This is a genomic window from Roseateles sp., assembly GCF_036486225.1.
Lineage (GTDB): Bacteria > Pseudomonadota > Gammaproteobacteria > Burkholderiales > Burkholderiaceae_C > Roseateles.
In genome coordinates this window covers 1-26,807 of sequence record NZ_DASVNZ010000290.1, presented here as the reverse complement: position 1 = coordinate 26,807, position 26,807 = coordinate 1, and the positions used below count along the sequence as shown (strand labels likewise).

Below are 26,807 nucleotides of genomic sequence, written 5' to 3'. Positions count from 1 at the left end.
GGATAGTGGGACACCTCCGTGCAAAGCGCCCGCGGCGCCCCGCAGATGCCACGTGATTCCGCCTCTCCCGCGCCCGGAGACCTGCCCGGTGACCTGCCAGCGAACGGGTCGCACGGACTGCAAGGACCGCACGGCCCGGGGCAAGGACTGGCCCCGTTGACGCTGGGTGCGCTGGGCATCGTGTTCGGCGACATCGGGACGAGCCCGCTGTACACGATGCGGGAGGTGCTCAACCCCGCCAACGGGGTGACCCTGCAGCCCGCGGACATTGTCGGCGCGGTCTCGGCCATCCTCTGGGCCTTGATGATCGTGGTGACGTTGAAGTACGTCGTGCTGATCCTGCGCGCGGACAACCGCGGCGAGGGCGGCATCATGGCGCTGACCGCGCTCGCGGTCCGGGCGGCGGGCGACACGCCGGCGCGACGACGGATGCTGCTGCTCGTCGGCGTCTGCGGCGCGGCGCTGTTCTACGGCGACAGCGTCATCACGCCCGCGATCTCCGTCATGGGCGCGGTCGAGGGACTGGAGATCGTCACGCCGGCCCTCAAGCCCTTCGTCCTGCCCATTTCCGTGGCCGTGCTGACGGGCCTGTTCCTGATCCAGCGCCACGGTTCGGCGGCCGTCGGCGTGATGTTCGGTCCGGTCATGCTGCTGTGGTTCAGCGTGCTCGGCGTGATCGGCGCGCTGCAGATCGCGCAGACCCCGGAGATCCTGCGCGCGCTCGATCCCCGGTACGGCCTAACCTTCCTCCAGGCGCGGGGGCCGGGCCTGTTCCTGGTCGTGGGCGCGCTCGTGCTGGCGCTGACGGGCGCGGAAGCGCTGTACGCGGACATGGGTCATTTCGGCCGTCGTCCGATCCGGCTGGCCTGGTCGGCGCTCGTGCTGCCGACGCTCGCGTTGAACTACGCGGGGCAGGGCGCGCTGCTGCTGAGCGACCCCGGCGCGCTGGACAACCCGTTCTTCCGGCTCTTCCCGTCGTCGTGGCTCATCCCCTGCGTGCTGCTGGCCACCTTCGCCTCGGTGATCGCATCGCAGGCGGTGATCTCGGGCGCGTTCTCGCTGACGAAGGAGGCGATCCAGCTCGGCCTGCTGCCCCGGATGCGGGTGATCTACACCTCCGAGCGGGCGATGGGCCAGGTCTATCTGCCCGCGATCAACTGGACGCTGCTGGTCGCCGTGCTGCTGGCCGTGCTGGGCTTCGAGAGTTCCTCGGCGCTGGCGTCGGCCTACGGCATCGCCGTGACGATCACCATGCTGATTACCACGGTGCTGACCTTCTTCGTGGTCCGGCATGCCTGGCGGTATCCGGCGCCGCTCGCGTGGGCCGCGACCGCGGGCTTCCTGGCGGTGGACGCGCTGCTGGTGGTGTCCTGCTCGCTCAAGATCATGCAGGGCGGCTGGTTCCCGCTGGCGCTGGGGCTGGTGTTGTTCGTCGTGATGGCGACCTGGCGCCGCGGCAAGGAACGCCTGCACGAACAGGTCGCGGGGGAGGACCTGCCCCTGCTCCCTTTCCTGGAGGCCTTGTCGCACGACGTCGAAGGTCCGCGGCCCGACCGGATCGCCGTCTATCCGGTCTCCAACCCCGACGTCGTGCCGCCGGCGCTGCTCCACAACCTGAAGCACTACCAGTTGCTGCACGCACGCAACGTGATCGTCACCGTCCGCTTCGACGAAGTGCCGTTCGTGCCGGAGGATCAGCAGCTCAGCGTCGAGCACCTGCGCCCGGGTTTCTGGCGCGTGGTGGTGCGCTACGGGTTCAAGGACGAGCCCAACCTGCCGGCGGCGCTGGGGCGCTGCGCCCGGCACGACCTGCAGTTCGATCCCTTCCTCGCGTCCTACTTCCTGAGCCGGCAGGTCGTGGTGGCGAGCGCGGGCCGGCGGAGCTCGGGGATGGCGCGTTGGCGGCAGCAGCTGTTCATCGCCATGGCGCGCAACTCCAGCAGCGCCGCCGACTACTTCCGTCTGCCCGACAACGGCGTCATCGAGCTGGGCTCGCGGATTCAGCTGTAGCGTCGGGGTCGCGCGGGGCGCGGGTGTTCCTGCCCGCCTGCCTGACGGTCAGCGCGGGGGCGGCGGACTCGTCGCGCCCGTCGCGATCGTCGCGATGGCTGGACTGGCCGGCCTCGAAGACGATCTCCAGCGGCGTGACCTTGGCGAAAAACGTCAGCGGCGACTTGGCGAACAGCTCGAAGCCCTGTTGTCCCGTTGCCCGCGCGAACAGCCGGTTGCCCTCGGCGTGCACCGTGATCTTCATGGTCGGCGACAGCACGTACACGCCTTCGAGCGGCTTGAGCTGCTCCGGCGACAGCGTCACCGTGACCTGGCGTGTCAGCGACATGTCCGCCGGCGGGATGGCCGGCTCCAGCAGGTGCAGCGCCAGGTCCACCACGCCCACGCTCGCGTTCGCCAGCACGGCCGAGGCATTCCCCTTGGTCGGATCAAGCCACAGCGAGGCGCTGAAGCCGAAGGTCGCGCCGTCGTGGTTGAAGGCGATGCGTCCCGGCAGCACGCCGCCGTTCCACGCGAGGCCGATGCCGGCGCCCGGGATGTCGCGCGCGCCGTGGCGGCGCAGGCACAGGGCGAAGGCCTCCTTCAGCGGATGGTCGAACTGTCCCAGCGCCGCCTGCGCATAACGCGCCACGCCGCGCGTGCTGCCGAGCAGGGCCCCCGCGCCCGCCATCGCCGGACGGAAGGTCCAGTGATCCACCGGCTTGCCGGACTTGTCGTGCCCGTCGAGGAAACGCCGGTCCGGCGGCGGACTCAGGAAGATCTGGTCCGCGAGCCCCAGCGGCACCAGCACACGCTCGCGGAGCAGCGTCGCATAGTCGCGCTGCTGCAGGAACCCCAGCGCCTGGCCGAGCAGGCCGAAGCCGAGGTTCGAGTATCCATAGGCGGTGTCGCGCGGCTTGTCCGCCTGCCATCCGGCGAGGAAGGCGGCCATCTGCGGCCAGTCGTAGGTGGCGTAGGGATCGCCGTCGTCGGGGCGCACGGCCAGGTTGGAAGGCAGGCGCGGCAGTCCCGAGCGCTGGGTCGCCAGGTCCACCCAGCGCAGCGGCGCGTCCTGGCTGTCGCGCAGCTTCAGCCGGTCGGGCAGGGCGGCCTCGACCGGATCGTCGAGCTTGATCAGGCCGCGGGTCACCGCGTCCGCCAGCAGCAGCGCGGTGAAGGTCTTCGTGATCGAGCCGAGTTCGAACAGCGTCTGTGGATCGGGCATCGGCCCGCGGGCGCTGGCGCCGCTGAAGGTGGTCGCGCCGTCACGGATGCGCATTGCCGCGAGCGCGACGCCTTCGTACTTCAGCCGTTCGGCGAGCAGGGCGCCTTCCGGACCTGCCTGCTGCGGCGGGTTGCCGGACGATGAGGCGGCGGGCACGGGGCCGGACGCGGGTGCAGCGGTCTGCGCGATGGCGCGCCATGGGGCCGACAGGCTTGCGGCGGCCAGTGCCGCGGAGGCGCGCAGGCCGGCGCGGCGGGTGATCTTGGGCATGACATGGACTCCCTGGATGACAGTCCCTTGGCCGTCACTGCTTGTCGCCAGGGACCGTGTGCCGTCGCAGTGTAAGGCGGGGTCAGGGCTTGCCTCCATCCCCCCGAAGATGCCAGGGGACAATCGACTGGTAGAGTCGCAAATCATGAACAACGGATGGATTGCGACATGAAGGTGTCGGTGCTCGCGCTCGAAGGTCATTTCGATACCGGCCTGGCCGTGACGCTCGACGCGCTGCGCGCGGCCAACAACCTGTCCGCGTTGCTGCCCGGGCTGGCGCCACCGTTCGACGTGGCGATCGTCGGCGTGAGGAAGCGGGTGCGTTCCGGTCAGGGGCTGATGGTGCCTGTCCAGGAGATCTCGTCGCGGTCGCGGCCGGACTGGGTCGTCCTGCCCGCGCTGGCGGCGACGACGCCGGACCGCCTGCTGCCCGCGCTCGAGCGGCGCGACGTGGCCGATGCGATGGACCAGTTGCGGACCTGGCATGCGAAGGGCGTGCCGATCGGCGCGTCCTGCATCGGGACCTTCGTCGTCGCGGAAGCGGGGCTGCTCGACGGGCGCGAAGCCACGACGACCTGGTCGCTCTCGCCGCTGTTCCGGCAGCGTTATCCGAAGGTCGCGCTCGACGAGTCCCGGATGCTGGTGCCGACCGACGTCGGCGTCACGGCCGGCGCGGCGATGGGGCACCTCGACCTGGCGTTGTGGCTGATCCGCAAGGCGAGTCCGGAGCTCGCCGCGCTGGTGTCGCGTTACCTGCTCGCCGACATCCGCAGCCTGCAGGCGCCGTACATCATCCCGAATCACCTGGCGCAGTCGGATCCGCTGATCCTGAGCTTCGAGCGCTGGGCGCGCGGGCGACTGAAGGACGGGTTCTCGCTGCAGGACGCCGCCGGCGCGCTGGCGACGACGGCGCGCACCTTGCAGCGGCGCTGCCAGGCGGTGCTGGGCAAGTCGCCGCTGGACTACTTCCAGGACCTGCGGGTGGAGCGCGCGCAGTCGCTGTTGCACGGGAGCGGACTGGACCTCGAGGCCATCGCGGCGGAGGTCGGCTACGCCGACGGCGCGACGCTGGGAACCTTGCTCCGTCAGCGACTGGGACGCGGCGTCCGCGAGCTGCGCAACGATCTGCGCTGAGCCTCGCGGGCACCGCGTCCTCCCGAGCGTCCGGACCTCAGACCGCACCTCGGACCGGAGGTCCGGTCAGGGACCGACGGTCACTTCGCCGGGATCAGGCGCGCCAGCGGCATGAGCGGCACGACCGGACGCAGCTCGTAGCTCATGAGTCCGTCGGCCACCAGCGGCAGCGCGTCGAGCGTGGCCTTGGCGTCTTCCAGGGACGGCACGTCCATGAGGAAGATCGGGCCGGCCTTTTCCTGGAACCAGAACTGCTCGACCTTGCCGCCGAGATAGAGGCGGACGGTGTCGTGGACTTCGGCGGGCATGTGCGATTCGATCGCCTGCGGCGTCAGCGAAGCGGTGGGGGAAGCGATGGCGAAAACCTTCATGATGAGCTCCTTGTCAGATCGAAGGGGTTGGACAACGAAGTGAACTCTATCGACGGCGATCAGAGGCATGAACATTCACAAACGACATCTTCATGGCTGATTGCGACATCCGGTGTCGTTGGCGCGGCGGGCGACTACAGTTGCGCCATGTCTGTTCCACCTGTCGACTCGCCGGCCGGCATCCTGGCCGACCCATCCACCGGTTTCCGGCCCGGATCACCGCGCAAGCTGTTGCGGACGGAGCGCCTGCTGATGCGAGCTTCCACGCCTGCGTTGGCCGAGGCGACGATCGAGTACCAGGCGCGCAACCTGGCGCACTTCGCCCGCTGGGATCCGACGCGACCGGCCGACCATTGGGCGTTGGACGTCACGCGAGCCCGCCTGGGCCGCGAGGAGAAGGCCTTCGACGCGGGCACGATCTGGCGCTACTGGCTGTCGCTGGCGGAAGTGCCGGACCGTGTGATCGGCGTGTGTGCGCTGTCGGACGTCTCGCGCGGCGTGTTCCAGAGCGCGATGCTGGGCTACAGCCTGGACGAGGGCTGCGTCGGCGGCGGGTTGATGCAGGAGGCGCTGAGGCAGCTGATCGCCGAGGCCTTCGGGCCGGCGGTGTCGCTGCATCGCCTGCAGGCGTCGGTGAGGCCCGAGAACGCGCGCAGCCGTCGCGTGCTGGAACGACTCGGTTTCCAGCGGGAGGGCTTCAGCCCGCGCTACCTGTTCATCGACGGCGCATGGCGCGACCACGAGACCTTCGCGCTGATCAACCCGCAGTGGGGCGAGACCCAGCGGCCGGCGATGTGACGCGCAGTCCATGCTGGCGACGCTGTCGATCCTGCTGCCGCTCTTCGGCCTGATCGCCGCGGGTTACGGCGCGAGAAAGCTGGGGCTGCTTGACGGTCACGCGGCGAGCGTGCTCAACGCCTTCGTCGTGTGGCTGGCGCTGCCGGCCTTGCTCTTCGACATCACCGCGCACAGCAGCTGGGCGGCGTTGTGGCAGCCGGGCTTTGTCGGCGCCTTCGGGCTGGCGACGGCAGTCATCTTCGCGGCGGTCTTCCTCGTGCGATGGCGCGCCGGACGGCCGATGGCGGACGCCTCGGTCGAGGCGGTGGCAGCGTCGTACTCGAACACGGGCTACGTCGGATTGCCGCTCTGCCTGCTGGTCTTCGGCCGCGGCAGCCAGGTGGAGGCAACGATCGCGACGCTGATCGTCGTCTGCGTGCTGTTCTCCGTGGCGATTGTGCTGATCGAGCTTGGTCTGCAGGGCGGCGGGCGCAGCCGGGCCCGTCGGGTCGGGGCGGCGCTGTGGCGCTCGCTGAAGCACCCGCTGGTGCTGTCGCCGCTGCTCGGCGCGGCGTGGTCGGGGACAGGTGTTGCGCTGCCTGAGGTTGCCCACACCTTCTTGCAGCTGCTCGGCCAGGCGGCCACGCCGTGCGCGCTCGTGGCGTTGGGGGTGTTTCTCGCGGACTGCCCCGTGCGGCGCGCCGATCGAAACACCGCGTGGGGGCTCGTGGCGGTGAAGCTGATCGCGCTGCCCGGCTTGACGTGGTGGCTGGCGAACCACGTCTTCATGCTGCCGCCGCACAGCGCGGACGCCGCCGTGCTGCTCGCCGCGCTGCCCACCGGCACCGGGCCGTTCATGCTGGCCGAGTTCTACCGACGGGATGTCGGGGTGTCGTCGACCACGACGCTGGTGTCGACGGTGCTGTCGCTGGGGACGCTGGCGGTGGTGCTGACGCAGCTGAACTAACACGAGTTCGATCACCTCCAGACCAACCGGCAAGCGCTGTTGCGTTCTTGCCGAGTCGTTGGCATGGACCTCTCCGTACCCTGCCTAGACTGGTCGTCAATCGCAAGGTATCGAAGGTGATGTGCATGACGAAATTGATGACGGATGAATCGATCAGGACGTTGATCGAGATGCCCAAGGCGGTTAGGAACCCGCGCGCACGCTGGATCGAGCAGAAGAAATCGATACGCAGGACATTCGAAGCAGAGAGCATCGACGGTCGGGTCAAGTTCCGCGTCTACCAGCGGCAGAACCTGGAGGAGCCGGATTCCTTCTCTTGCGGCCTGAGTCTGCTTGACCTCGATGGAGAAGAGGTGACGCTGGTTCGCTGCAATGGTCCCTATCACTCGCACGGCAATCCTTTGGAGGGTGAGCGTCTGGACTTTCTCTGTCACGTGCATTTCGCGACCGAGCGATACATCGCTGACGGAAGGAAGGCAGAGCATTTTGCAGTTCGCTGCGACGCCTATGCCGATCTCTGCGGGGCCACTCGTCATCTCGTCAGTCTCTGTGCAATCGCCAATCTGCCGTTGAGCCTGCACGCAGGGGTCAGCGAGCTTGCTCAGGAGTACTGATCATGTCTGCTGTGGAAGTCCAGGAACGGCTGTGCAAGCTGATGTGCCAGGAGATGCAGGTCATCGAGCGACGAGGGCAACTCCTGGTCTCACTCCCATTCGAGGGCAGGGACGGCGACCATCTCGTGGCTCACCTGACGCAAGAGGCGGACGGCTGGCGCATCAGCGACAGGGCGAACACGCTGATGCGTCTGAGCTACGAGAACGATCTGTCCAAGCTGCTGAGTGGCGCGCGCGGCAAGTTGTATGAGCAGGTGCTTCGTGAGTCCGGCATCTCGGAAGACGACGGTGAGCTGTTTGTCGTCGTCGGCGCGGATGACCTGGCTCGGGGGCTGTTTCGACTCGGGCGGGGAATGTCGCGATTGGAGGATCTGGGGCTGTGGAGTCGGGGGCGTGTCGAATCGACGTTTTACGACGATCTGAATTCGGTCCTGCGCGAAGCGGTTGGGGGTGATCGTTTGATCAGGGACTATGTCGATCCGGACGTCCCCGAAAGCGACAACTATCCCATCGACTTTTTCGTTCAAGGGATTCACGCACCGCTGTACGTGTTCGGCGTCAAGGGCGCAGACAAGGCGCGACTGACCACCATCACCCTCCAACATCTGAAGACGCATGCCGGCAGTTTCGACTCTCTGGTGGTCGTCAATGATCTTGGAGATATTTCCAAGCCCGATATCGATCGCCTGTCGAAGGTGGCGAACGACATGGTGTTCGGACTGGACGACACCTCGGCGATCCGCGAGAAGATTGATCATCGACTTCGGGCCTGATGCCGGGGATCGGGGCTTGAGCATCGTTTGAGATCAAAGGCGATCTCGGTCTTTGCATGAGCATGTGCGCGGAGCTTCGTTGGCCGGGCACGCCAACGCCCGCAGGCTATGGGGTTGTCGTGACTGATGAATCCCCGAAAGCCCCCATGTCTGCTCGCTTGTCCCTTCGTTCGTCCCTCCGTCCGCTGATCGCCGGAGTGCCGCTGAGCGCCGTCGCGCTCGCCGCCATCGCCAGTGTCGCGCCCGCCGCACAGGCCCAGGCTCAAACGCAGACCGCGTCGTCGTCGGCTGCCGCTGGCGATCAACTCCAGCAGGTCGTCGTCACCGGCACCCGTCGCGTGAACCGGACGGTTGCGGAATCCGAATCTCCCGTCGACGTGTTCAGCGTCGCCGATCTGCAACGCACGGGGACGTCCGAACTCGCGACCGCGCTCGGCCAGTTGCTGCCTTCGCTGAACTTCCCGCGACCGTCGCTGACCGACGCCTCCGATGCCGTGCGGCCCGCCCAGTTGCGCGGGCTCTCGCCGGACCAGACCCTCGTCCTGATCGACGGCAAGCGCCGCCACACGACCGCCGTCGTCAACATCAACGGCACGCAGGGCCGCGGCTCCGCGCCGGTGGACCTGAACACCATCCCCTTCGCCGCCATCGAGCGCGTCGAGGTGCTGCGCGACGGCGCCGCCGCGCAGTACGGCTCCGACGCGATCGCCGGCGTGATCAACATCGTGCTGAAAAAGGGCGCCAAGGGCGGCGGCGTCAACGCCGAGGTCGGGCAGACCGATGCCGGCGACGGCTTCCGTCATACCGAGTCGGCCAGCGCGGGCTTCGCGCTCGGCCAGGACGGCTGGGTCCGCTTCGCGCTCGAGAACCGCCATCAGCAGCGCACCAACCGCGCCGGCGTCGACGCGCGCGAGGCGGCGACCGAACCCCGCTTCGGCCAGGTCAACAACCGCCTCGGCGATCCGGACAGCCATCAGCAGTCGGCCGTGATCAATGCGGAGATCGCGCTGACCGGCAGCCTGCAGGCCTACGCCGTCGCCACGCTCAGCCATCGCGACACGGTCTCCGCCGCGTTCTGGCGCACCCGCGCAACCGCCGTCGCCAACAACGTCGCGGGCTTGTATCCCGAAGGCTTCCTGCCGTTGGAGCAGAGCACCACCGTCGACACCGGCATCGTCGCCGGCCTGCGCGGCGAACTCGCCGGCTGGTCATGGGACGCGAGCGTCAACCACGGCCGCAACCGCTTCGACATCGATGTGGCCAACACAGCCAACTACTCGCTGGGCAACGCGAGCCCGACGCGCTTCGACGCCGGCCGGCTCAGCAACCAGCAGACGGTGCTGAACCTGGACCTGTCGCGGGAAGTGGACCTCGGGCTCGCGGCGCCGTGGACCTTGGCGCTGGGCGCCGAAGCCCGCCGTGAACGCTACGAGATCGACGCCGGCGAACCGGCGTCGTATCAGAGCGGCGGCGCCTCCGGCTTCCCAGGTTTCCAGCCGAGCAATGCCGGCGCGCATTCGCGCCACGACGTCGCCGCCTACGCGAGCCTCGAGGGCCAGGTGACGAAGGCCTTCAGCGCCTCCGCCGCCTTGCGGGCCGAGCACTACAACGACTTCGGCAGCGCGACCTCGGCCAAGCTGTCGGGCCGCTACGTGTTTTCGCCGGCCGTGGCGCTGCGCGGCACCGTGTCGACGGGCTTCCGCGCGCCGTCGCTGGCGCAGCAGTACTTCGCCACCACCTCGACCAACCTGATCAACGGCGCGCTGGTCGATGCAGGTACCTTCCCGGTGGAATCGGCCCCGGCAGCGGCGCTCGGCGCCAAGCCGCTGAAGGCCGAGAAGTCGCGCAATGTGAGCCTGGGCTTGTTGCTGCAGCCGCTGGCGCAGTGGCAGACCACGGTCGACGTCTACCAGATCGACATCGACGATCGCGTCCTGCTGTCGGCCAACCTGACGCTGCCCGCCGCGCTGCGCAACCAGTTGGCGGCGCAGGGCGTGCTGGTCAGCGCGGGGCGCTACTTCACCAACGCGCTGGACACGCGCACGCGCGGCGTGGACATCGTGAGCACCTGGCAGCAGGACTGGGGCGGCGCGGGCCGCGGCCAGTACACGGTGGCGTACAACCACAACAAGAACTCGATCCGGCATGTCGACGAGAACCCGGCGATCCTGACCGCCAACAACCTGGAGCTGATCGACCGCGTCTCGCTGGCCCGCGCCACGATCGGTTCGCCCAAGGACAAGCTGGTGCTCGGCGCCGAACACCGCTGGGGGCCGTGGATCGGCCGCGCGGCGGCGAGCCGTTACGGCAGCTTCGTGATCCGCCAGTCCAACGCGGCCAACGACCAGACCTTCGGGCCGGCGTGGCTGCTCGATCTGTCGGCGGGATGGGAGCAGGGCGCCTGGTCGCTCAGCGCCGGCGTCGACAACGTCACCAACCGCTACCCCGATCGGGTGATCACGGCGAACGCCATCGGCGGCATCCTGGCCTACAACCAGTTCTCGCCGTTCGGCGCGAACGGGCGCCAGTACTACGCGAAGGCGGGATATCGGTGGTGATCAGCCGCGGCCCCGCATCAGGCGGGGCGGCCTCTCAGACCAGGCCCTGCTTGGACGCGAGGACGGCCGCTTCCGCGCGGCTCGAGACGTTGAGCTTCTTGTAGATGCTCTTGATGTGGTCGTTGACGGTGAACCACTTGATGCCCATCAGGTTCGCGATCTCCTTGATCGTGAAGCCCTTGCTGAGGTAGGTCAGCACCTCGTTCTCGCGCGGGGTCAGGCGTTCCCATTCGGGCACCGGATCCAGCGTGACGCCGCGCGTGCTGGGCGTGGCCGACGAGGTCAGGCTGCCGAAGCCGGAATTCAGCCCCATCGGACCCGAATCGCCGGTCGACCCCGGACGGAAGTGCGACAGCAGCCGCCGCGCGATCGCCGGCGACAGCGGCGGCTGGCCGCGCACGATGCGCTGCAGCTCTTCCACTAGCACCTCGAAGCGGTCTTCCTTCAGCAGGTAGCCGTCCGCGCCGCGCTGCAGCGCGGGGAAGAGGTGGTCGTCGTCCGAATACAGCGTGGTGACGATCTTGACCGCCGGCTTGCCGGCGAGCTCGCCCAGGAACTCCATGCCGTTGCCGTCCGGCAGCTCCAGGTCGATCATGATCAGCTTGTAGCCCGTGGCGGGCGACTCGGCCTCCACCTTGGCCAGCTGGCGGCGCGCGCCTTCCAGGTCGCCGGCCTCGGTGATCTCCATGCCGTCGCTGAAGCTTTCTCGCACCACGCGGCAAAGGAAGCTGCGGGCGACGGGGTTGTCTTCGACGATGAGAACTTTGACGGCCATGGTGTGGGGAGCGATAGCTGGCCGCATCCTAGCAGCGCCCCCCGGGCTTGCATGCCCCGTGAAACAGGGTGTCGGCGGCGGTCGACAGGCGGTCGACCGGCGGTCGGCCACCGAGGGTCGGCCGCTCAGCCGTTGACCACCACCAGCTTGCCCACCACCTGCCGCGAGGCCATGCGCGCGAAGGCCTGGGGCAGCTGTTCCATGGGCAGCACCTGGTCGATCACCGGGCGGATCTTGCCCGCCGCATACCACTGGGCCAGCGCCATCATCATCGCGGCGTTGCGCTTGGGTTCGCGCTTGGCGAACTCTCCCCAGAACACACCGACCAGCGACGCGCCCTTGAGCAGCGCCAGGTTCAGCGGCAGCGCCGGGATGCTGCCCTGGGCGAATCCGACCACCAGGTAGCGCCCGCGCCAGCCGATCGAGCGGAAGGCCGCCTCGGCCAGGTCGCCGCCGACCGGGTCGTAGATGATGTCCGGCCCCTTGCCCTCGGTCAGGGCCTTGATCTCGTCGCGCAGCGAGCCGCTGGCGTAGTTGATCGTGGCATCGGCGCCGATCTCGCGGCAACGCGCGCACTTCTCGTCCGACGAGGCTGCGGCGATCACCCGCGCCCCGGCCGCCTTCGCGATCTGGATCGCCGCCGTGCCGACGCCGCCGGCCGCGCCCAGGATCAGCACGGTCTCGCCGGGCTGGAGCGCGCCGCGGTCGATCAACGCATGGTGGCTGGTGGCATAGGTGCAGATGAAGGCGGCCGCGTCCTCGAACGGAAACCCCGGCGGCAGCGGCAGCGCCAGCGCGGCGGGCACCAGCGCCTCGGTGCCGAAGCCGCCGGTGCCGGTGAACGCCGCCACCGCGTCGCCCGGCTTGAAGCCGGTCACGCCGTCGCCGACCGCCTCGACGATGCCGGCGAACTCGGTGCCCGGCACGAAGGGCAGCGGCGGCTTCATCTGGTACTTGTTCTGGACGATCAGCAGGTCGGGGAAGTTCAGGCTCGCCGCCTTGATCGCCACCTTCAACTGGCCGGGGCCGGGCTGCGGGGAGGGCAGTTCCTTCCACTGCAGCGCCTCGACGCCGACCGGGTTCTCGCACAGCCATGCCTTCATGTCTCGTCTCCTGGTTCCGATGGATCCGCCCCTCTCGGCGGGGTCGCCGCAGGGTCGCCGGGCGCATGATAGGCAGCACGGGTGGACCCTCGCGTCGCCGGGGTGACGGCCTGCCTACAATGCCGCCCATGCGCATCCTCATCGCCAACGACGACGGCTACCTGGCCCCCGGACTCGCCGCCCTGGTCCGCGCCTGCGAAGGGCTAGGCACCGTGGAAGTCATCGCCCCCGAGCAGAACGCCAGCGGCACGTCCAACTCCCTCACGCTGCACCGGCCGCTGTCGGTCTACACCGCCTCCAACGGCTACCGCTATGTCAACGGCACGCCGTCCGACTGCGTCCACCTGGCCCTGACCGGGCTGCTGGACTACAAGCCCGACCTGGTGCTGTCCGGCATCAACAACGGCGCCAACATGGGCGACGACACGCTCTACTCCGGCACCGTCGCCGCGGCGACCGAGGGCTACCTCTTCGGGGTGCCGTCGATCGCGTTCTCGCAGGTCGAGAAGGGCTGGGGCCACCTGGATGCCGCCACGGCCGTGATGCGGACGCTGATCCAGGACGTCATCGCCGGCGGGCTCGACCATGCCTTCCTGCTGAGCGTCAACATCCCGAACCGCGCGGACGCCCCGTCCTTGCCGCGTCGCATCACGCGTCTGGGCCGCCGCCATGCCAGCGAAGCCACCATCCAGCAGCGCAGCCCGCGCGGCGACATGATCTACTGGATCGGCCCCGCCGGCGCCGAGCGCGAAGCGGGCGAGGGCACCGACTTCCACGCGACCGCCAACGGCGCCGTGTCGGTCACGCCGCTGCAGGTCGACCTCACCGAGCACGCCACGCTGGGCCACTGGCGCCAGCAACTGCAGACCGACGGCCGTCCATGACCTCCCTGCCGCCCCGGCCCAAGCGTTTCCCGCTGTCGCTGGACAAGCTCGGAGCGACGCGACCCGGCGCGCCCGGCGCCGCCGCGGCCGCCGAGGCGCGCGAGCCGATCAAGCCGCAAGGCCACTGGCAGCAGGCCGCCGCCATCAAGGCGCGGCAGTCGACGCCGAGCGGGCTGGGCCTCGATTCGGCCGGCGTGCGCCAGCGCATGGTCGACCGCCTGCGCCGCGAGGGATTGAGCGACGAGCGCGTGCTGCAGGCCCTGAACACCGTGCATCGCCACCACTTCGTCGACTCCGCGCTCGCCACGCAGGCCTACGAGGACACCAGCCTGCCGATCGGCCACGGGCAGACGATCTCCAAGCCCTCCGTCGTCGGGCGGATGATGGCCTTGATGCTGGACGCGCCCGGCGCGCGCCAGCGCGGCCATCTGGGCAAGGTGCTCGAGATCGGCACCGGCTGCGGCTACCAGGCGGCGCTGCTGATGCAACTGTCGAAACAGGTCGTGTCGGTCGAGCGCTTGAAGCCGCTGCACGACAAGGCGCGCGCGAATCTCGTGGGGCACCACCAGGTCCGGCTCGTCTACGGCGACGGCATGCTCGGCCATCGGCCGTCGGCCCCCTACGACAGCATCATCTCCGCCGCCGGCGGCGACGACATCCCGCAGGCCTGGCTGGACCAGCTCGCGCCCGGCGGCCGGCTGGTCGCGCCGATGACCGCGCCCAGCGGCCGGGGGCAAGTCCTGGTCCTGATCGATCATGTCCGCGACGCCGCGGGCTCGCGTTTCCTGCGCAGCCTGCATGAGGCCGTCCTGTTCGTGCCCCTAAAATCAGGGGTCCTGTAGCGCGCCGGCCTCAAGCCCGTGTCTTGCGGCTCCCGCGCTTCGGCTTTCCAAATGACAACTTCGCGCATGCAACAACTCTTCCGTTCCCCGCTGCTCTGGGTCTCCGTGGCGGTGCTGGCGCTCTCGGGCTGCCAGAACACCCCGCACCGCGCGCCGGTGGAGGACCGCACCGTCGGCAAGGGCACGCCCGCGCAAGCCATTCCCGGCACCGCCGTCACGCCGGCCCCGGAATCGAAACCGCTGCCCGGCGCCGAGAACGCCGGCAAACCCGGCTACTACACCGTCAAACCCGGCGACACGCTGATCCGCATCGCGATGGACAACGGCCAGGGCTGGAAGGACGTGGCGCGCTGGAACGGCATGGACAACCCCAACCTGATCGAGGTGGGTCAGGTCTTGCGCGTGGCGCCGCCGGGGCTGGACCCCAACGCGGCGACGACCAGACCGCTGGCGACCTCGAAGGTGGAGACGCGTCCGCTGGATGGCAAGTCCCCGGCTCCGGCGACGACGACCGCGGCGGCGTCCGCGCCTGCCAGCGGCGTCGCGACCCCGAGCGCACCCCTGGCCACCAAGGACGACGACGACATCAGCTGGGGCTGGCCCGCGTCCGGCGCGGTCGCGGCCGGCTTCGACGAGGTCCGCAACAAGGGCATGGCCTTCTCCGGCAAGGCCGGCGATCCGGTCTTCGCCGCCGCCGATGGCCGCGTGATGTATGCGGGCGCGGGGTTGCGCGGATACGGCAACATGATCATCATCAAGCACAGCACGAACTATCTGACGGCTTACGCGCATAACCAGACACTGCTGGTGAAGGAAGACCAGGTGGTGCGCAAGGGCCAGAAGATCGCCGAGATGGGTAGCAGCGACGCGGATTCGGTGAAGTTGCACTTCGAAGTGCGCAAGCAGGGCAAGCCGATCGATCCGTCCAAGTTGTTGCCCGCGCGCTAGAGGCGCTCAAGGAGGCGCCGCAACATGACATTGCATCGCGCCTCTTCGACTGACGGACTTCTGCCTGACGGCCTGGATCGACCCGTTCATCCCGGCCGCTTCAAGCTGCCGCCCGAGCTCGCCGCCGATGGCCACGATGCGGGGTTGGAGGCGGCGGCACAGGATGCCGCGCACGACGGCGCGCATGACGCCGGACAGCATGCCGGACACGACGACGGCCACGACGGCCACGATCACCACGACGGCGACGGGCGCGAACACGCTGCGCGCGACCACGGCGACGACCCCGATGCGCCGGGTGCGGCCGAGGCCGTCACCGACGATGACGACGAGGTGCGCGTCCTGCGCAGCGTCGAGTCGGAGGACGGCAAGGGCAAGGCCAAGTCCGGCAAGGGCGACCTGGGTCCCGCCGACGGCGACGCCACCAACGCCCTGCAGGCCTATCTGCGCGACATCCGGCGCACGCCGCTGCTGACGCCGCAGGAGGAGTACGACACCGCCGTGAAGGCGCGCGCCGGCGACTTCGAGGCGCGGCAGGCGATGATCGAGCACAACCTGCGCCTGGTCGTCAGCATCGCCAAGAACTACCTGGGCCGCGGCCTGCCGATGAGCGACCTCATCGAGGAAGGCAACCTCGGCCTCATGCACGCGATCGGCAAGTTCGAGCCCGAACGCGGTTTCCGTTTCTCGACCTACGCCAGCTGGTGGATCCGCCAGGCGGTGGAGCGCGCGCTGATGCATCAGGCGCGGCTGGTCCGGCTGCCGGTGCACATCGTGCGCGAGCTCAACCAGGTGCTGAAGGCGCGCCGCGCGCTGGAGTCGCTGGCGGCACAACGCGGCGGCGAAGGCGGCGTGCGCGCCGAGGACGTGGCGCAGGCGCTCGGCCGGCCGGTCCATGAGATCGCCGAACTGCTGGCCTATGCGGAGCTGCCGAGCTCGCTGGATTCGCCGGTCGACCGCAACGGCGAAGGCGGCGAATCGATGCTGGATCTGGTCGCCGATGAACAGGCGGTCGATCCGGCGGGACACCGCCTGAGCCATGAACTCGAGGACCTGCTCAAGGGCGGCCTGGCCTCGCTCAGCGACCGCGAGCGCGAAGTGCTCGCCGGGCGCTACGGCCTCGCGGATCGCGAGCCGGAGACGCTGGACATCCTGGCCGTGCGGCTCAGCCTGACGCGCGAACGCATCCGTCAGATCCAGATCGAGGCGCTGGCCAAGCTCAAGCGCAACATGATGCGGCAGGGCATCAGCCGCGATTCGATCTTCTGAGGAGGTCCCCCGGACCTGCGCGTGGGGCGCTGGGATAATGCGCCCCCATGACTGATGTATCGGAATGGCTGAAGGTCGATTCGCTGGACCTCGAAGCGCAGGGCGTCGCCCACAACAGCGAAGGCAAGGTGGTGTTCATCGAGGGCGCCTTGCCCGGCGAGGAAGTCCAGGTCGCCGTCGGCCGCAAGAAGAACAACTGGGAACAGGCCGCGCTGGTCGCGATGCGCCGCGAGAGCTCGCAGCGCGTGCGCCCGGTCTGTCCGCACTTCGGCCTGCATCCGGGCGCCTGCGGCGGCTGCAAGATGCAGCATCTGCACACCGGCGCCCAGGTCGCGGTCAAGCAACGGGTCCTGGAAGACAACCTCTGGCACCTCGGCAAGGTCAAGGCCGAGGCGCTGCTGCGCCCGATCGAGGGCCCGGCCACCGGCTACCGCTATCGCGCGCGCCTGTCGGTGCGCTACGTGCCGAAGAAGGGCCACGTGCTGGTCGGTTTCCATGAGCGCAAGAGCCGCTATATCGCCGACATGCAGGTCTGCAAGGTGCTGCCCGAGAAGATCAGCGCGATGCTGATGCCGCTGCGCGAGCTGGTCGGCGCGATGGATGCGCGCGACCGGCTGCCGCAGATCGAGCTGGCCATCGGCGACACCGACGGCACGCAGGTCATCGCGCTGGTGCTGCGCCACCTGGAACCGCTGAGCCCGGGCGACCTCGCCAAGCTGCGCGCGTTTGCGGCCGAGCACGGCGTGCAATGGTGGCTGCAGCCCAAGGGACCGGACACGGTGCACCTGCTCGACAAGGACGGCCCCGAGCTGGCCTACACGCTGCCGGAATTCGGCGTGCTGATGCCGTTCAAGCCGACCGACTTCACGCAGGTCAACCACCACATCAACACGGTGCTGGTCGGGCGCGCCTTGCGGCTGCTCGGCGTGCAGAAGGAGGAGCGCGTCATCGACTGGTTCTGCGGCCTGGGCAACTTCACGCTGCCGCTGGCCACGCAGGCGCGCGAGGTGCTGGGCATCGAGGGCAGCGAGGCGCTGGTGCAGCGCTCGCGTGAGAACGCGGTGCGCAACGGTCTCGATGACAAGGCGAGCTTCGTCGCCCGCAACCTGTTCGAGATGACGCCGCAGCTGCTGGCCGCCGATGGCGTGTCGGACCGCTGGCTGATCGATCCGCCGCGTGAAGGCGCCTTCGCGCTGGTCAAGGCGCTGGCGGAACTGGTCAAGGATCCGTCGCTCGCGCCCGGCTGGACGCCGCCCGAGCGCATCGTGTACGTGTCCTGCGCGCCGGCGACGCTGGCGCGTGACGCGGGCCTGCTCGTCCACGTGGCCGGCTACCGCTGCACGAAGGCGGGCGCGGTGAACATGTTCCCGCACACGGCCCACGTCGAATCGATCGCGGTGTTCGAGCGCGATCCCGAGGCGCAGGCGCGCATTGCGCGGGGCGAAACGGCGACCGAGGCCGGAACGGCGGCCGGCCCGGATGACACCCTGCGTGTCGCTTCCGAAGTTGGCACCGGATCCGGCACCGACGCATCGTCATCGTCGAGCGCTGAGTTGACCGCTTAATGAGGTCGTGAGGTCGGCGCAGGGGCGCATGACGAGTCGCGAGGGCAGGGGCCGCTCGTAGAATCGACGGCTTCGGTTTCTCCCGCCTCGGCAGGTTCCCAGATGTCCGGCAGCACTTTCGGCAGCTTGTTTCGCGTCACCAACTTCGGCGAGAGCCACGGTCCGGCCATCGGCTGCGTGATCGACGGCTGTCCGCCGGGGCTGGCGCTGTCGGTGGAGGACATCCAGCCCGAGCTCGACCGCCGCCGTCCCGGCACCTCGCGCCACGTGACGCAGCGCCAGGAGCCGGACCAGGTCGAGATCCTGTCCGGCGTCTACGAGGGCCTGACCACCGGCACGCCGATCTGCCTGCTGATCCGCAACGTGGACCAGCGCAGCAAGGACTACGGCAACATCCTGGACACCTTCCGCCCGGGCCACGCCGACTACACCTACTGGCGCAAGTACGGCCTGCGCGATCCGCGCGGCGGCGGGCGCTCGTCGGCGCGGCTGACCGCGCCCATGGTCGCAGCCGGCGCGGTCGCGCGCAAATGGCTGAAGCAGGAGCTGGGCGTCGGCTTCCGCGGCTGCATGACGGCGCTCGGCGAGATCGACCTGGCCTTCGAGGGTTGGGAACACGTCGGCCAGAACCCGTTCTTCGCCGCCAACACCTCGCAGATCCAGGCGCTCGAGGACTACATGGACGCGCTGCGCAAGGACGGGGATTCCGTCGGCGCGCGGCTGATGGTCGAGGCCACCGGCATGCCGGCCGGGCTGGGCCAGCCGCTGTTCGACAAGCTCGACGCCGACATCGCCTACGCGATGATGGGCATCAACGCGGTCAAGGGCGTGGAGATCGGCGCCGGTTTCGAGAGCGTGCGCCAGCGCGGCAGCCAGCATGGCGACGAACTGACGCCCGCGGGCTTCGCCAGCAACAACGCCGGCGGCGTGCTGGGCGGCATCTCCAGCGGCCAGGACCTGCGCGTCTCGATCGCGATCAAGCCGACCAGTTCGATCAGAACGCCGAAGGCGTCGATCAACCGCGCCGGCGAGCCGACGACGGTCGAGACCTTCGGCCGCCACGATCCCTGCGTCGGCATCCGCGCGACGCCGATCGCCGAAGCCATGCTGGCGCTGGTCGTCATCGACCACGTGCTGATGGACCGCGCGCAGTGCGGGGACGTCGAACTCCCCATTCCCGCCATCGCGGGTCAACGCCCGACGGGTGACTGACGGTGGCTGACGGCCGCCGCGTGCTGCGCGCCAGCGCGCTGCTCGGCTGCGCCTATTACGGCAGCATCGGGTTGTTCAACCCGTTCGCGCCGCTCTGGTACAAGTCCCTCGGCCTGCCGGTCGTGGCGATCGGGCTGCTGGTGTCCATGCAGAGCTGGACGCGGCTGTTCGCGCCCTATCTCTGGGGCCTGGTGGCTGATCGCAGCGGCAAGCGCGTCGAGTTGATCCGCGCCGCGGCGCTGGCCTGCTGGGTCAGCGCGCTCGGCCTGCTGCTGGTGCCGGCCACTTCCGCGGCAGGGGCGACAACCGCGGCGCCCGTCATCGGGCTGACGCTGGTCGTCTTCCTGATGTACTTCTTCAACGCCTGCGTGACGCCGCTCAACGAGGCTCTGATCGCACATGAGCTCGTTGCCAGCGGCGGCATGGATCCGAAGCGCTACGGGCGCGTGCGGCTCTGGGGCTCCGTGGGCTTCCTGGCGACCGTCGTCGGCGGCGGCTGGTGGTTCGACTGGGCGGGGATGTCGGTGTTCCCGTGGACCATCGTGATCGGCCTGACCACCCTCGTGATCGCCGCGTGGCGGCTACCCCGGCGCGCCGCCGCCGTCCAGCACGATGCGGCCGTGCCGGTTTCCATCGCCGACACGCTGCGCCGGCCCGAAGTCGGCTGGTTCTTCCTCGGCATGTTCTTCACCGTGCTCGCGCACACGGCGATCTATGCGTTCTACAGCCTCTACCTGGACCGGCTCGGTTACGGCAAGGGGCAGGTGGGGGCGCTGTGGGCGGTGTCGGTGGCGGCGGAGATCTGCTGGTTTGCGTTCCAGGGCCGCTGGGTGCGGCAGCACCACCTGCACCACTGGCTGGTCGCCGCCGCGTTGCTGGCCGCGCTGCGCATGGCCGGCACCGCGTGGCTGGGCGCGAGCCTGGCCGCGATGGTGCTGCTGCAGTGCTGCCATGCCGTCACCTTCGCGGCGCAGCACACCGCCTGCATCGGCCTGATCGGGCGCTATTTCCCCGGGCGCCTGCAGGGCCGCGGGCAGGCGCTCTACGCGGTGCTCGGCTACGGCGTCTCGGGCGTGCTCGGCAGCCTGGGCGGCGCCTGGCTGGCCGAAAGTCATGGCTACGCGGCCTGCTTCTGGGCGGGCGCCGTGTTCGCGCTGATCGGCGCCTGGAGCCACTGGCGTTGCGCGAAGCGGGATCCGCTCCAAACGGTCTGACCCTATCGACGCGTCGAGTCTGAGAGAGGAAACCTCAGGCGAAACCGGTCCGTTTCCATCCTGGGTCAATGGCTCATCCGTGTCATTTCGTCGGGCGGCACGGCAATCCGTCGTCAGTCACGGCAATTTCAGTCCCGAAGAAAAGCAGGCCATGACGCGCAATCTGCAATTCGTCGCGTCTGGCCGTCGCATCATTTTGGGGATTCCTACACTCCGCCGCATTCAAGGATCATCAATTGGGTGATCCCGTGTCGACGGATGGGGGAGATCATGCGCAAGCAATGGTGGTTGGGTGGTGTGGCGGTGGCGGTCCTCGCGGGCGGTGCCGGTGTGTATGCCACGAGCGGGGGCAGCGCGCCCGCCGCGAAGAAGGACGAAACCAAACCGGCCCTGGAGTTCCAGGCCGGTGAGATCGTCAAGCCAGCCTTGGCGCCCATGCCCGGCGTCATCGAATTCTCCGGCCCGCTGGTCGCGCCGAATACCGTGATCGTCCGCGCCAAGGCGTCGGGCAGCCTGGACCGGCTCGCGGTCGCCGAAGGTAGCCGCGTGAGCGCCGGCCAGTCGCTGGGTCAGCTGGACCTGGAGGAACTGCGCCACAAGGTCGCCGAGCGCAACGCCAGCGTCGAGGCCATGCAGGCCATGTACGAGCAGTCCGAGCGCCAGTACAAGGCCAACCAGGGCCTGGCGGCGCAGAACTTCATCGCGCCGACGGCGCTCGACAACTCCCGCGCCCAGCTCGAATCGGCGAAGGGGCAGATGCTGTCCGCCAAGGCGCAGCTCGGCACGAGCGAGGTGCTGTTGCGCCAGGCCGCGCTGGTCTCGCCGATCAACGGCATCGTCTCCAAGCGGCACACGCTGCCCGGCGAGAAGGTGGCCGCCGAGCAGCCGGTGCTGACCATCGTCGACCTGTCCAAGCTGGAACTCGCCGGCCTGGTCGGCATGCATGAGGTCAGCAAGCTGTCGCCCGGGATGACGGTGCAGCTCCGGATCGAAGGCTTCGACGACCCGGTGACCGCCCGCATCGCGCGCATCTCGCCGGCGGCTGAACCCGGCACCCGCTCGATCGGCGTGACGCTGTCGCTGGACAACCCCGGCGAGCGCTTCCGAGCCGGCCAGTACGCGGTCGCCCGCGTCGAGCTGGCCGACGACAAGCCGCGCCTGACGGTGCCGGTGACCGCGATCGGCGCGGTGTCCGGCCAGGAGCATGTCTGGCTGATCGAGAAGGGCACGCTGGTGCGCCGCATCGTCACCACCGGCCGGCGCGATCCGCGTGAGGGCCGCGTCGAGATCCTCGCCGGCGTGACGCCGCAGTCGCAGGTGCTGGGGGCGCGCTTCGACAACCTCAAGGAAGGCGAGCGCGCCGAGATCCGTGCGCCCAAGGCCAGCGTGGCGAGCGCCGCGGCGAGCGGCAGCGCCGCTCAATAAGCCGCTCATTGAGCCGCTCAACAAGCCGCCCGACAAGCAGAACAACAACAACTTCCGCCGAGGAGCTTCCCATGTGGATGACCCGCGTCTCGATCCGCAACCCCGTCTTCGCCACCATGGTCATGGTCGCGCTGTGCGTGCTGGGGCTGGTCGCCTATTCCAAGCTGGGCGTCGAGCAGTCGCCCGACATCACCTTCCCCGGCGCGCAGATCGACATCCAGTACCCGGGCGCCTCGCCCGAGGCCGTCGAGCGCGAAGTGGCCAAGCCGCTGGAGGAGGCGCTCAATACCATCGCCGGCGTGGAGCGGGTGCAGTCGCGCAGCTTCGAGGGCCGGGTGCAGACCTCGGTCGAGTTCTCGCTGAATGCCGACATGAACCGCGGCATGCAGGAGATCCGCGACCGCGTCGCGATGGCGCAGGCGCAGTTCCCGCGCGAAGTGAAGCCGCCGATGGTGCAGCGCTTCCAGGGCGAGAACGCGCAGCCCATCATCGTGGCTGCGCTGATGAGTTCGAACCGCACGCTGCGCGAGCTGTCGATGCTGGCCGACCTGAACGTCTCCAAGCGCCTGGGCCGCGTCGAGGGCGTGGCCAAGGTGGACATCGGCGGCATGGCCGTGCGCGAGGTCCGCATCGACCTCGACCCGACCCGGCTGCGCGCCTACAACATCACCCCGGCGGAGATCTCGACCGCGCTGAACGCGGCCAACACGGACGCGCCGGTGGGCCTGATCTCCAACCGCTACGACGACGCGATGCTGCGCGTCGAGGGCAAGGTGAAGGATCCGAAGCAGTTCGTCAACGTCGTCGTGGCGCGCCGCGGCGACCTGGCGCTGACGCTCGGCGACCTGGGCACGCTCAGCGAGCGCGAGCGCGAGCTCGACTCCATCGCCCGCATCAACGGCCAGCCCGCGGTCACCTTCAACATCTTCAAGCAGCAGGACGCCAACATCGTCCAGACCGGCGAGGCGGTGAAGGTCGCCATCGAGGAGCTGCGCAAGACGCTGCCCAAGGACATGGAACTGCGCCTGGTCTACGTCAACAGCGACTTCGTGAAGCACTCGCTCGACGGCCTGCGCCACACGCTGATCGAAGGCGCGCTGCTGACGATCGCCATCGTGTTCCTGTTCCTGCACAGCTGGCGCTCGACCATCATCACCGGGCTGACGCTGCCGATCTCGGTGATCTCCAGCTTCATCGCGATCTACGCCTTCGGCTTCACGCTGAACTTCATGACGATGATGGCCCTGAGCCTGTGCATCGGGCTGCTGATCGACGATGCGATCGTCGTGCGCGAGAACATCGTGCGCCACGTCGGCATGGGCAAGGACCACCACCGCGCGGCCGAGGACGGCACCAACGAGATCGGCCTGGCCGTGATGGCCACCACCTTCGCGATCTGCGCGGTGTTCGTGCCGGTCGCCTTCATGGGCGGCATCGTCGGCAAGTTCTTCTATCCGTTCGGCATCACCGTCGCCGTCGCGGTGCTGGTGTCGCTGTTCGTGAGCTTCACGCTGGACCCGATGCTGTCGTCGGTGTGGCCCGATCCGCCCAGCACCTACGTCAAGAAGGTGCCGGTCATCGGCCACCTGATCCGCGCCACCGACGCCGGCATGGACGTGCTGCACACGGTCTACGAGAAGACGCTGCGCTGGGTGTTCTCGCCGCGCCGCTTCCGCATCCCGCTGCCGGCCTTCGGCCGTCCGTTCGGCGCCGACGGGCAACGTCAGAAGGCGTTGCCGCGCCGGCTGCGGCTGGCGACGATCACGCCGCGCGGCATCGTCGCGTGGTCGGGCGTCGGCAGCTTCGTGCTGGCGATCCTGCTGGTGCCGGCGGTGGGCAGCGAGTTCCAGCCGCAGATCGACCAGGGCTTCACCCACCTGACGCTGCGCATGCCGGTAGCGACCAGCCTGGAGCGCGGCGAGGCCAAGGTCCGGCAGGTCGAGGAGATCCTCGCGACCTTCCCGGAGATCAAGACGGTCGCGACCGTGGTCGGCAGCAGTGGCGAAGGTCTGGCGACCGGCCGCAACCAGGCCAACCTGGACATCGCGCTGGTCGATCGCAAGCTGCGCAAGCGCACCCAGACGCAGGTGGAGGACGCGATCCGCGGTGAGATCGCGCGCATTCCCGGCGTCGAGGTCAGCGTCGGTTTCAACCGGCCGGTGTGGGTGACCATCCTCGGCTCCGATCCTGAAGTGCTGACGCAGGTGGCCAAGGACTTCGCCGAGAAGGTGAAGAAGATCAAGGGCGCCGTCGACGTGGACACCACCGTCAAGCCCGGCCTGCCGGCCTTCGCGGTCAAGCTGCGCGACAACGCGGTGCGCGAGCTGGGGCTGAACGCGGTGCAGGTGGCCTCGTCGCTGCGCGCCTACGTCAACGGCGACATCGCCACCTACTGGACCACGCCCGACGGCAACCAGGTCGAGGTGCTGCTGCGCCTGCCCAAGGCGCAACGCCAGAGCATCGAGCAGATGCGCAACCTGCCGGTGGCCTTCGCCAAGGACGGTTCACCGATTTCGCTGGAGCAGGTCGCGACCATCGAGCCGGTGTTCAACCCCGAGGTGATCCGCCGCCAGAACCTGCAGCGCCGCGAGGCGGTGTATGCCGGCGTGCAGGGCCGCCCGGGCGGCGACGTCAACGCCGACGTGCAGAAGCTGATCAAGGAGACGCAGCTGCCTCCGGGCATCAGCTTCATGGTCGACGGCGACGGCAAGCAGCAGGCGGAAGCCTTCAACGGCCTGCTGATCGCGATGGGCCTGGCGCTGATCTTCATCTACATCGTGCTGGCCAGCCAGTTCGGCAGCTTCGTGCAGCCGATCGCGATCATGGCTTCGCTGCCGCTGGCCTTGATCGGCGTCATGATCGCGCTGCTGCTCTGGAAGACGACGCTGAACATCTTCTCGATGATCGGCCTGGTGATGCTGATGGGCCTGGTGACCAAGAACGCCATCCTGCTGGTCGACTTCGCCAACCACCTGCGCAAGGACCAGAGCATGTCGGTGCCCGAGGCGCTGCTGCAGGCGGGCCTGATCCGGATGCGGCCCATCATCATGACGACGGCGGCGATGGTGTTCGGCATGCTGCCGATGGCGATCGCGCTCAACGAGGGCGGCGAGATCCAGGCGCCCATGGGCCGCGCGATCATCGGCGGCGTGATCACCTCGACGATCCTGACGCTGGTGGTGGTGCCGGTGATCTATTCGTACCTGGTGCGTGGCCGCAAGGTGTTCTCGGCGGCCGACGCCGACGCGACCGCCGACCACGGCGACCATCAAGGCCACGGCCAGCAGCCTGTGATGCCCGTCACGCCGACGCCTGGAATCGCGGACTGAGATTGCAACAATAAGTTGGTCGACGTAACCGGATGACTTGTTGAGGTAGTGGGCCTCTTCGGGACGGGCGGGCAGATTAGCGGCATCGCTTTCAACGCGCTCTGCCGCCTCTGCCCGTGTCCATGGCTCCTCCCAATCCGCCGATCCCGCTGCCGTGCCGGCAGTCGCTGAAACGGCCCTCCCGCGCTTCCCATGCGGCGCCCGTCGCCGTGCCGCGCGCCGTTTCATCCGCCGCCAACGACGCCGACTTCAAGGCCGGCGAGCAGGACCACACCGTCCTGCGTTGGCGCGACCTCCACCTCGTGCCGACGCCGCTGTTCTTCGCGATGCTTGCCTGTGCGATGCCGCTGCTGATGTTGGGCGTCGCGGTGGATTCGCTGGCCTCGACGTCGGTCGGTGCCCTGCTGCTGATCGGCGCGCTGGGCTGCCTCTGGGAAGGTGTCCAGACGCTCAGGGGCCTGGAGCTGCGCTGCGGTTCGCCGCTGCCGTGCTTCACCGGGGACCAGGTGATGGTCGACCTCGAGCTGATCAATCCCACGGCCCGGTCGCGATGGGACATCGCGGTGACGCTCGGCATGAAGGCCAAGCCGGCGGGGAACGGCTGGGTCGATCTGGCGCCGCGCTCCGGCCAACATGTGCTGATGCCGCTGGTCACGGACGGTCGTGGGCGGCAGGGCCTGCCGCTGATCCGGCTCGAGACGCAGCATCCGTTCGGTCTTGTCGGCGTCAGTGCGTTCTGGGCGCCCCGCGCCAGCCTGCTCGTGATGGAACGACCCGCACTGCCACGCGTCTAGCCGCGCGCTTTCCGTTCCAGCCGGTCTCCCTCCAGCCGATCTAGCAGCTCGCCCGCAGCACCAGCTGGAAACCCAGGTCCATGTGAGCCTCGGGCACCGTCTCGTTGCGCATGAGCGCCACCAGCATCCGTGCCGCCTCCAGGCCGATCTCGCGTCTGGGCGTGCGCACGCTGCTCAGCGGCGGCAGCATCTGGTCGCCGCCGGTCAGGTCGTTGAAGCCGACGACGGCCACGCGTTCGGGCACCTTCACGCCCTGGCGCAATGCCTGAAGCAAGGCGCCTTGAGCCAGATCGTCGTTGTTGAAGAAGATCGCATCGACGTCGGGCGCCTCGCGCAGCACGCGTTCGAACATCACCGCGCCCAGCGCCAGCGACGACGGCGCCGCATCCATGAACTCCAGCGCGGGATCGTGCGCCGCGCCCAGCGCCGCGCGATAGCCCTCGGCACGCTGCAAGGTGCGCGGATCCAGCTGTGCCGCGGCGAAGGCGATCCGCCGGTAACCGCGCCGGACCAGCTCGGCGGTCATCGCGTGGCCGGCCGCCTGCTGCGAGAAGCCCACCGAATGCAGGCCCGCTTCGGCGCGGTTCTCCATGACGTGGACGCAGGGCACGCCGCTGCCCTGGAGCAGGGCGCGCGACGCGTCGGTGCGGTCGAAACCGGTGACCAGCAGGCCGGCGGGGCGGTTCATCAGGTAGGTGCGCAAGAGCGCCTCTTCCTCTTCGGGGTGGTAGTGCGTGACGCCGATCAGGCTCTGGTATCCGGCGGCCAG

General features: G+C 68.9%; 22 protein-coding genes. 17 read left to right on the top strand and 5 right to left on the bottom strand.

Annotation, left to right across the window (positions count from 1 at the left end; genetic code table 11):
* Positions 1 to 45 precede the first annotated feature (45 nt).
* Entirely contained in the window at positions 46 to 2,010 is a 1,965-nt protein-coding gene (locus VF536_RS19015; protein ID WP_331616433.1) for a potassium transporter Kup, read from the top strand.
* Here VF536_RS19015 and VF536_RS19010 read toward each other — a convergent pair.
* Positions 1,979 to 3,484, bottom strand: a complete 1,506-nt coding sequence (locus VF536_RS19010; RefSeq protein WP_331616432.1) for a serine hydrolase domain-containing protein — start codon at positions 3,482 to 3,484, stop codon at positions 1,979 to 1,981. The genes VF536_RS19015 and VF536_RS19010 overlap by 32 nt on opposite strands.
* A 168-nt stretch (positions 3,485 to 3,652) precedes the next feature.
* Here VF536_RS19010 and VF536_RS19005 point away from each other — a divergent pair, with 168 nt between their 5' ends.
* A complete protein-coding gene (locus tag VF536_RS19005) occupies positions 3,653 to 4,618 on the top strand; it encodes a GlxA family transcriptional regulator (RefSeq protein WP_331616431.1) in 966 nt (321 codons plus the stop codon).
* Positions 4,619 to 4,698: 80 nt separating this feature from the next.
* Here the strand turns inward: VF536_RS19005 and VF536_RS19000 are convergent, their stop codons facing one another.
* Complete coding sequence (locus VF536_RS19000) at positions 4,699 to 4,989, bottom strand: hypothetical protein (protein ID WP_331616430.1); 291 nt, start codon at positions 4,987 to 4,989, stop codon at positions 4,699 to 4,701.
* 147 nt (positions 4,990 to 5,136) lie between these two features.
* Between VF536_RS19000 and VF536_RS18995 the strand changes: the two genes are divergently transcribed.
* The 5 genes from VF536_RS18995 (at position 5,137) to VF536_RS18975 (ending at position 10,678) form a co-directional block, all read left to right on the top strand.
* Complete coding sequence (locus VF536_RS18995; RefSeq protein WP_331616429.1) at positions 5,137 to 5,787, top strand: GNAT family N-acetyltransferase; 651 nt, start codon at positions 5,137 to 5,139, stop codon at positions 5,785 to 5,787.
* Between the two features lie 10 nt (positions 5,788 to 5,797).
* Positions 5,798 to 6,733 (top strand): AEC family transporter, encoded by a 936-nt coding sequence (locus VF536_RS18990; RefSeq protein ID WP_331616428.1) that lies wholly within the window; start codon positions 5,798 to 5,800, stop codon positions 6,731 to 6,733.
* A 125-nt stretch (positions 6,734 to 6,858) separates the two neighbouring features.
* Positions 6,859 to 7,347, top strand: a complete 489-nt coding sequence (locus VF536_RS18985; RefSeq protein ID WP_331616427.1) for a hypothetical protein — start codon at positions 6,859 to 6,861, stop codon at positions 7,345 to 7,347.
* 2 nt (positions 7,348 to 7,349) lie between these two features.
* The gene (locus tag VF536_RS18980; RefSeq protein WP_331616426.1) at positions 7,350 to 8,120 is read left to right on the top strand and encodes a DUF1828 domain-containing protein; all 771 of its coding nucleotides are present in this window, start codon (positions 7,350 to 7,352) and stop codon (positions 8,118 to 8,120) included.
* A 146-nt stretch (positions 8,121 to 8,266) separates the two neighbouring features.
* The gene (locus tag VF536_RS18975; protein WP_331616425.1) at positions 8,267 to 10,678 is read left to right on the top strand and encodes a TonB-dependent receptor; all 2,412 of its coding nucleotides are present in this window, start codon (positions 8,267 to 8,269) and stop codon (positions 10,676 to 10,678) included.
* Positions 10,679 to 10,712: 34 nt separating this feature from the next.
* Here the strand turns inward: VF536_RS18975 and VF536_RS18970 are convergent, their stop codons facing one another.
* Together VF536_RS18970 and VF536_RS18965 are read right to left on the bottom strand one after the other, a co-directional pair.
* Complete coding sequence (locus VF536_RS18970) at positions 10,713 to 11,453, bottom strand: response regulator transcription factor (protein WP_331616424.1); 741 nt, start codon at positions 11,451 to 11,453, stop codon at positions 10,713 to 10,715.
* Positions 11,454 to 11,578: 125 nt separating this feature from the next.
* On the bottom strand, positions 11,579 to 12,556 hold the full coding sequence (locus VF536_RS18965) for an NADPH:quinone oxidoreductase family protein (protein ID WP_331616423.1): 978 nt from the start codon (positions 12,554 to 12,556) through the stop codon (positions 11,579 to 11,581).
* A gap of 128 nt (positions 12,557 to 12,684) precedes the next feature.
* On the opposite strand from VF536_RS18965, the gene surE reads away from it, so the two are divergent.
* From surE to VF536_RS18915, 10 genes are all read left to right on the top strand, one after another.
* Complete coding sequence (gene surE, locus VF536_RS18960) at positions 12,685 to 13,440, top strand: 5'/3'-nucleotidase SurE (RefSeq protein ID WP_331616422.1); 756 nt, start codon at positions 12,685 to 12,687, stop codon at positions 13,438 to 13,440.
* Positions 13,437 to 14,282: a protein-L-isoaspartate(D-aspartate) O-methyltransferase gene (locus VF536_RS18955; protein WP_331616421.1), complete on the top strand. Its 846-nt coding sequence runs from the start codon at positions 13,437 to 13,439 to the stop codon at positions 14,280 to 14,282. The genes surE and VF536_RS18955 overlap by 4 nt, the downstream gene beginning before the upstream one ends.
* Before the next feature lie 66 nt (positions 14,283 to 14,348).
* Positions 14,349 to 15,230 carry a peptidoglycan DD-metalloendopeptidase family protein gene (locus VF536_RS18950; protein ID WP_331616420.1) on the top strand — a complete coding sequence of 294 codons (882 nt, stop codon included), beginning with the start codon at positions 14,349 to 14,351 and terminating at the stop codon, positions 15,228 to 15,230.
* 24 nt (positions 15,231 to 15,254) lie between these two features.
* Positions 15,255 to 16,499 (top strand): RNA polymerase sigma factor RpoS, encoded by a 1,245-nt coding sequence (gene rpoS / locus VF536_RS18945; RefSeq protein WP_414710410.1) that lies wholly within the window; start codon positions 15,255 to 15,257, stop codon positions 16,497 to 16,499.
* A 47-nt stretch (positions 16,500 to 16,546) separates the two neighbouring features.
* The gene (rlmD, locus tag VF536_RS18940; protein WP_331616419.1) at positions 16,547 to 18,064 is read left to right on the top strand and encodes a 23S rRNA (uracil(1939)-C(5))-methyltransferase RlmD; all 1,518 of its coding nucleotides are present in this window, start codon (positions 16,547 to 16,549) and stop codon (positions 18,062 to 18,064) included.
* Between the two features lie 102 nt (positions 18,065 to 18,166).
* Entirely contained in the window at positions 18,167 to 19,276 is a 1,110-nt protein-coding gene (aroC, locus tag VF536_RS18935) for a chorismate synthase (RefSeq protein ID WP_331616418.1), read from the top strand.
* 2 nt (positions 19,277 to 19,278) lie between these two features.
* Positions 19,279 to 20,490, top strand: a complete 1,212-nt coding sequence (locus VF536_RS18930) for an MFS transporter (protein WP_331616417.1) — start codon at positions 19,279 to 19,281, stop codon at positions 20,488 to 20,490.
* 270 nt (positions 20,491 to 20,760) lie between these two features.
* Positions 20,761 to 21,915: an efflux RND transporter periplasmic adaptor subunit gene (locus VF536_RS18925; RefSeq protein WP_331616416.1), complete on the top strand. Its 1,155-nt coding sequence runs from the start codon at positions 20,761 to 20,763 to the stop codon at positions 21,913 to 21,915.
* 71 nt (positions 21,916 to 21,986) lie between these two features.
* On the top strand, positions 21,987 to 25,244 hold the full coding sequence (locus tag VF536_RS18920) for an efflux RND transporter permease subunit (RefSeq protein ID WP_331616415.1): 3,258 nt from the start codon (positions 21,987 to 21,989) through the stop codon (positions 25,242 to 25,244).
* Positions 25,245 to 25,366: 122 nt separating this feature from the next.
* Positions 25,367 to 26,038, top strand: a complete 672-nt coding sequence (locus VF536_RS18915; RefSeq protein ID WP_331616414.1) for a hypothetical protein — start codon at positions 25,367 to 25,369, stop codon at positions 26,036 to 26,038.
* Positions 26,039 to 26,078: 40 nt separating this feature from the next.
* Here the strand turns inward: VF536_RS18915 and VF536_RS18910 are convergent.
* Positions 26,079 to 26,807: substrate-binding domain-containing protein (locus VF536_RS18910; protein WP_331616413.1), on the bottom strand; the 729-nt coding region annotated here is incomplete at its 5' end.